Consider the following 6,391-nt stretch of genomic DNA (forward strand, 5'->3'; position numbering starts at 1 on the left):
GCCGGTGAAGAAGGCCGCCGCGGCGAAGAAGGCGCCCGCCAAGAAGGCGGCGACCGGCACGACCGCCAAGGCGACGCCGGCGAAGAAGGCGCCCGCCAAGAAGGCCGGCCCGACCACGGCGACGGGGACCGACGCGTGACAGCGCCCCACCAGACGGGACTTCCCGGCGTACTCCCGGGGGGTGCGGCATGGGGCGCGGCGCCGCAGCCGGCCGCGGCCCGCACCGACGCGGAGGCCCTGCCGCTGACCACCGGCAACGACGAGGTCGACGCGGCGCTCGCCGCGCTCGCGGACGTGGCCGACGCCGACCCGGCGGAGCAGGTCGGCCCGCTGGGCGAGGCGCTCGACGTGCTGCGCTCCACGCTGAACTCCATCAGCACCGAGACCCCCTGACCGACGATCGCGCGATGGCCCGACGCAACCGACTCGACACGGAACTGGTCCGCCGCGGCCTGGCCCGCTCCCGCGAGCAGGCCGCCGAGCTCGTGGCGGCCGGGGTCGTGGAGGTGCGCGGCACCACCGCGACGAAGGCCGCCGCTATGGTCGACCCTGCCGACGCGGTGCGCGTCGTGGAGGGCGGCCGGGACGACTACGTGTCGCGCGGGGCGCACAAGCTCATCGGCGCGCTGGCGGCGTTCGGGCCGGCCGGGCTGACCGTGTCGGGGCGCCGCTGCCTGGACGCCGGCGCGTCGACGGGAGGCTTCACCGACGTCCTGCTGCGCGAGGGCGCGGCGGAGGTGGTCGCGGTCGACGTCGGCTACGGCCAGCTGGCGTGGTCGCTGCGCAACGACCCCCGCGTGTGGGTGCAGGACCGCACGAACGTGCGGTCGCTGGACCCCGATGTGATCGGCGGGCCGGTGGCGCTCACAGTCGCGGACCTGTCGTTCATCTCGTTGCGGCTCGTGCTGCCCGCCCTGGCCGCGTGCACCGCGCCCGACGGCGACCTGGTGCCCATGGTCAAGCCGCAGTTCGAGGTCGGCAAGGAGCGGGTCGGTGCCGGCGGGGTCGTGCGCGACCCGGCGCTGCGCGCCGAGGCCGTGCTCGACGTCGCGGCCGCGGCCGCGGAGCTGGGGCTGGGCGTCGCCGGGGTGGTGGCGAGCCCGCTGCCGGGGCCGGCGGGCAACGTGGAGTTCTTCCTGTGGCTGCGCCGGGGCGCGCCACCGGCCGATCCGGCGGCCGTGCGGGCCGCCGCGGGGGTGACGGAGGGCACCGATGGCTGACCGGTCCGCGTTGCTCGTCATCCACATGGGTCGGCCCATCAGCGTCGAGGCGGCCAAGACCGTGGCGGCCGACCTCATCGACGCCGGGTTCGAGGTGCGGGTGGACGCCGACGAGGCCTTGGGCGCGCACCTGCCGGGCGTGGTCCCCGCCACCGGGCCGGCGGCCGCGGAGGGTGTCGAGATGGTCTTCGCGCTGGGCGGCGACGGGACGCTGCTGCGCGCGGCCGAGCTGGCCCGCCCGGCGATGGTGCCGCTGCTCGGCATCAACCTGGGCAAGGTCGGGTTCCTCGCCGAGGCCGAGGTCGACGACATCGACAAGGTCGTCGAGCAGGTCATCGCCCGGGAGTACACGGTGGACTCGCGGCTCACGGTCGACGTGTGCATCGCCCACGAGGGCGAGGTGATCGTGGAGTCCTGGGCGCTCAACGAGGCGAGCGTGGAGAAGGGCTCCCGGGAGCGCATGATCGGGCTGCGCGTCGACGTGGACGGTCGCCCCCTGTCCCGGTACGGGTGCGACGGCGTGGTGTGCGCGACGCCGACAGGCTCGACGGCGTACGCGTTCTCGGCCGGCGGGCCGGTCGTGTGGCCGGAGGTCGAGGCGCTGCTGCTCGTGCCGATCAGCGCGCACGCGCTGTTCAGCCGGGCGGTGGTGACCGCGCCGTCGTCGACGATCACGATCACGGTGGACCCGCACGCGGCGCCCGGCGTCATGTGGTGCGACGGGCGGCGGGCCTTCGACGTGCCGCCGGGCAGCCAGATCACGGTGCGCCGGGGGACCCTGCCGGTGAAGGTGGCCCGGCTGCGCCACCGGCCGTTCACCGACCGGCTGGTGGCGAAGTTCGGGCTGCCGGTCGAGGGCTGGCGCTCGAACGCACACGGTTAACGTCATCCACACGAGTGGTGTTCTGTCACCCGGTCCTACTACTGTTGGTCACCGCCAGCCTGGGCCCTGACCGGGCCCGTTCCGCGAGCGAAAGGGCTCACCGTGCTGGAGGAGCTGCGCATCTCGGGCCTCGGCGTCATATCGGACGCCACTCTGCCCCTGGGCACCGGATTCACCGTCATCACCGGTGAGACCGGCGCCGGCAAGACCATGGTCGTCGCCGGCCTCGGCCTGCTGTTCGGCGGCCGGTCCGACGCCGGCCGGGTGCGGGCCGACCCTGGCCGCGCCGTGGTCGAGGGGCGGCTGCGGTTGTCCGGGGCCGTCGCCGGCGCGGTGGCCGAGCGGGTCGCGGAGGCGGGCGCGGAGGCCGACGACGACGGCAGCCTGCTGCTGACCCGCATCGTCACCGCCGAGGGCCGCTCGCGCGCCCACGTGGGCGGGCGCACCGTGCCGGCGCAGGTGCTGGCCGACGTGGGCGAGCAGGTGCTCGCCGTGCACGGCCAGTCCGACCAGCTGCGGCTGCTGCGCCCCGCCGAGCAGCGGGCGGCGCTCGACCGCTACGCGGGGGCCGACCACGACAAGCTCCTCGCGGGCTACCTGCAGACGTACACGGCCTGGGTGAAGATCACCGGTGAGCTGGCCGAGCGGCGGCGCACCGCGCGCGAGCGCAACCAGGAGGCCGACCTGCTGCGCCTCGGGCTCGACGAGATCACCCGGGTCGACCCGCAGCCGGGCGAGGACGAGGCGCTACGCGAGGAGGCTCAGCGGCTGGAGCACGTCGAGGGCCTGCGCACGGCCGTCCAGACGGCGTACCTGGCCATGGGCGGCAACGACAGCGACGAGGCCTCCGACGCGGGCAGCCTGCTCAGCACCGCCCGGCGCACCCTGGAGGGGCAGGCCGGGGTCGACCGGCTGCTCGGCGACTACGCGGCCCGCCTCGACGAGGTCTCCACGCTGGTCGCCGACCTGACCTCCGACCTCGGCGCCTACCTCGAGGCGCTGGACGCCGACCCCGACCGGCTGGCCGCCGTCTACGAGCGGCGGGCCGTGCTGCGCGGGCTTACCCGCAAGTACGCGGAGGACATCGACGGCGTCATCGCCTGGGCCCAGCGGGCGCGGGAGCGCCTCGGGCTGCTCGACACGTCGGACGAGCAGCTCGAGGAGATGGATGCCGAGCGGGCCAAGCTGGGCGCCGAGGTGGCCGATCTGGCCGGTCAGCTGTCCGCGTCCCGCAAGGCCGCCGCCGTGAGCTTCGCCGACCAGGTCACGACCGAGCTGGCCGGCCTGGCCATGCCGCACGCGCGCGTCGACGTGGTCGTCGCGCCGCGCCCGACCGCCGGGCTGCCCACGGTCACGGTCGACGGGGTCGAGGTCGGCGCGGGCCCGGACGGCGCGGACGAGGTCGAGCTGCGGCTGCGCCCGCACCCGGGCGCGCCCGCGAGCGCGTTGCAGAAGGGCGCGTCGGGCGGCGAGCTGTCGCGCGTGATGCTCGCCATCGAGGTCGTGTTCGCCGGCTCCGGTGGCCCGTCGACGCTGGTCTTCGACGAGGTCGACTCGGGCGTAGGCGGCACCGCGGCCGTGGAGATCGGCCGGCGGCTGGCCCGCCTCGCGCGTACGCACCAGGTGTTGGTTGTCACACACCTGCCGCAGGTGGCCGCGTTCGCCGACCACCACCTCGTGGTGGCCAAGGACACCAGCGGGGCGGTCACCACGAGCGGTGTGCTCGTGGTCCGCGACACCGACCGGGCCCGTGAGCTGGCCCGGATGTTGGCTGGTCTGCCCGATTCGGACCTGGGTATCGCCCATGCGGAGGAGCTGCTGGCCGTAGCCAGCCGCGACAAGCGGGCATAATGGCGTGGAGTGTGCCCCCGCACCGTGGCGGGGGCGCGCGGGCATGTCGTGGCGGAGTTACGCCCTGGTAGGTGTCAAGATTGGCGGCGATGCGTCTACCCACGTTGCGCCGGTCCCGGTCCGCTGACCCGGGTGTGCTCACCGGCCCGGTCCGGTTGGACCGTCGGACCAAACGGCTCGTCGGCCGGCTGCGGCCGGGCGACATCGCGCTGATCGATCATGTCGATCTTGACCGGGTCGCGGCCGACTCGCTCGTCGCGGCCCGCGTCGCGGCGGTGCTCAACGCCAAGCCGTCGATCTCCGGGCGGTATCCGAACCTCGGCCCCGAGGTGCTCGTCGAGGCGGGCATCCCGCTGCTCGACGACCTCGGCGAGGACATCTTCCATCTGGTGCGGGAGGGCGACGACCTCGTCATCGAGGGCGACGCGGTGCTGCGCGCCGGCGAGGAGCTGGCCACCGGTACGCGCCACGACGCCGGCACGGTCGCCAAAGCGATGGCCGACGCCCGCGAGGGCCTGTCGGTGCAGCTGGAGGCGTTCGCCGCCAACACGATGGAATACCTCAAGCAGGAGCGCGACCTGCTGCTCGACGGTGTCGGCGTGCCGGACATCCGCACGAAGCTGCACCGGCGCCACTGCCTCATCGTCGTGCGCGGCTACGACTACCGGGCCGACCTGGAGGTGCTGCGGCCCTACATCCGGGAGTTCAAGCCGGTGCTCATCGGCGTCGACGGCGGCGCGGACGCGCTCGTCGAGGCCGGGCACGCCCCCGACATGATCATCGGGGACATGGACTCCGTCTCCGACGACGTCCTGCGCTGCGGCGCCGAGGTCATCGTGCACGCCTACCCGGACGGGCGGGCGCCGGGCCTGCACCGCACCGAGCAGCTCGGCGTGCCCGCCATCCTGTTCCCGGCGGCGGCGACCAGTGAGGACATCGCGATGCTGCTCGCCGACGAGAAGGGCGCCACCCTCATCGTCGCGGTGGGCACCCACGCCACCCTGGTCGAGTTCCTGGACAAGGGGCGTGGCGGCATGGCCTCCACGTTCCTGACCCGGCTCAAAGTCGGTGGCAAGCTGGTCGACGCCAAGGGCGTGAGCCGGCTCTACCGGCAGAGCATCTCCGGCTCGGCACTGCTGCTGCTCCTCCTCTCCGCGCTGGCCGCGATGGCCTCGGCCGTCGCCGTCTCCACCGTCGGCAAGGCGTACCTGGGCATTCTGGCCGAATGGTGGGACAACCTCGTATTCGACCTGCAGAGGCTCTTTTCGTGATCAATTTCCGGTACCACGTCGTCTCCCTCACCGCCGTCTTCCTGGCCCTCGCCATCGGGCTTGTCGTCGGCACCACGGCGCTCAACGGTCCGATCTCGGAGTCGCTCAAGGAGCAGGTCGAGGAGTTCGGCAAGCAGAACCAGGAGCTGCGCGACCGGATCAACCACCTCGAGGACGACGTCGACAAGAAGGAAGACTTCGCCAGCCAGGTGGCCCCCGCCCTGCTGGCGAACAAGCTCGCCGGCGACCGGGTCCTCGTGCTGACCATGCCGTCGGGCGCCGGGTACGTCGAGGACGTCACCAAGATGCTCACCGCCGGCGGCGCGACGATCACCGGCACCGTGCAGGTCAACGACAAGTTCATCGACCCGGCGCGCAACGACGAGCTGCTCGACCTCGCCCACCTGTCGCTGCGGCCCTCGATCACCGGCACGCTGCCGACCAACACCGACGGCGTCGAGGCGTCCTCGGCGCTGCTCGCCGCGGTGCTGCTCGACCGCGTCCCGCCCGTGCCGGCCGCTGACCTGGCGAGCGTGCTCGCCGCGTACAAGAAGGCGGAGTACATCACGATCAGCGGCGACGTGACAGGTCCGGCCGGCGCCGTCGTGGTCATCTCCGGCCCGCCGGTCGCCGACAAGGACGGCCCGCGCAAGAACGCGGCGGTCGTCACCCTCGTCGACCAGTTCGACCAGGCGGGCAGGATCGTCGTGGCGGCCAACGGCCTCGCCGGCGACGGCAACGTGGTGGCGGCGGTGCGCGCCGACCCCAAGCTCAAGACCACGGTGTCCACCGTGGACAACGTCTCCACCCCGCAGGGTCGGCTGGCCGCGGCGCTGGCCGTGGCCGACCAGATCGACGGGCGGGAGGCCGGCCAGTACGGCATCGGCGACGGGACCACCCTGCTGCCGAAGCTCGTCCCATGACAGGTGACCGCCGTGAGCGAGCGTCAGCGAGCGAACCATCGTGTCGGGCCTGATTGGCGCCGGCGCCGGAGCGCAGCGGAGGTGACGGTGTGAAGACAAGCAGGGGTATGGGGCGGGCGCTGCTCGGGCTCGCGGCCGCCGGGCTGGCGCGCGGCGCGCTCGCGGGCATCTCGCGCACGTCGGGCGCCGCGACGCTCGACCGGGTCAACCACCGCGGCGAGCCGGTCAGCCTCGCGGCCGGGC

Annotated in this window: 6 protein-coding genes; all 6 read left to right on the forward strand. The window is 73.7% G+C overall.

What is annotated here, in order from left to right; translation table 11 throughout:
- The first annotated feature begins 135 nt into the window (after positions 1 to 135).
- The 6 genes from ABD211_RS31925 (at position 136) to ABD211_RS31950 (ending at position 6,148) form a co-directional block, all read left to right on the forward strand.
- Complete coding sequence (locus tag ABD211_RS31925; protein WP_344140067.1) at positions 136 to 393, forward strand: hypothetical protein; 258 nt, start codon at positions 136 to 138, stop codon at positions 391 to 393.
- Positions 394 to 407: 14 nt separating this feature from the next.
- Entirely contained in the window at positions 408 to 1,220 is an 813-nt protein-coding gene (locus tag ABD211_RS31930) for a TlyA family RNA methyltransferase (protein ID WP_344140070.1), read from the forward strand.
- A complete protein-coding gene (locus tag ABD211_RS31935; protein WP_344140073.1) occupies positions 1,213 to 2,103 on the forward strand; it encodes an NAD kinase in 891 nt (296 codons plus the stop codon). The genes ABD211_RS31930 and ABD211_RS31935 overlap by 8 nt, the downstream gene beginning before the upstream one ends.
- A gap of 102 nt (positions 2,104 to 2,205) precedes the next feature.
- Positions 2,206 to 3,954 carry a DNA repair protein RecN gene (recN, locus tag ABD211_RS31940; RefSeq protein WP_344140076.1) on the forward strand — a complete coding sequence of 583 codons (1,749 nt, stop codon included), beginning with the start codon at positions 2,206 to 2,208 and terminating at the stop codon, positions 3,952 to 3,954.
- A gap of 89 nt (positions 3,955 to 4,043) precedes the next feature.
- On the forward strand, positions 4,044 to 5,225 hold the full coding sequence (gene steA / locus ABD211_RS31945) for a putative cytokinetic ring protein SteA (protein WP_344140078.1): 1,182 nt from the start codon (positions 4,044 to 4,046) through the stop codon (positions 5,223 to 5,225).
- Positions 5,222 to 6,148: a copper transporter gene (locus ABD211_RS31950; protein ID WP_344140081.1), complete on the forward strand. Its 927-nt coding sequence runs from the start codon at positions 5,222 to 5,224 to the stop codon at positions 6,146 to 6,148. Before steA ends, ABD211_RS31950 begins: the two co-directional genes overlap by 4 nt.
- Positions 6,149 to 6,391 lie beyond the last annotated feature (243 nt).

This window comes from Luedemannella flava, from assembly GCF_039528515.1.
Classification (GTDB): domain Bacteria; phylum Actinomycetota; class Actinomycetes; order Mycobacteriales; family Micromonosporaceae; genus Luedemannella; species Luedemannella flava.

What these genes read in the sequence shown, in the direction of transcription:
- ABD211_RS31930 (WP_344140070.1), top strand. Translation starts at nt 408, where the DNA reads ATGGCCCGACGCAACCGACTCGACACGGAACTGGTCCGCCGCGGCCTG.
- ABD211_RS31935 (WP_344140073.1), top strand. Translation starts at nt 1,213, where the DNA reads ATGGCTGACCGGTCCGCGTTGCTCGTCATCCACATGGGTCGGCCCATC.
- steA (WP_344140078.1), top strand. Translation starts at nt 4,044, where the DNA reads ATGCGTCTACCCACGTTGCGCCGGTCCCGGTCCGCTGACCCGGGTGTG.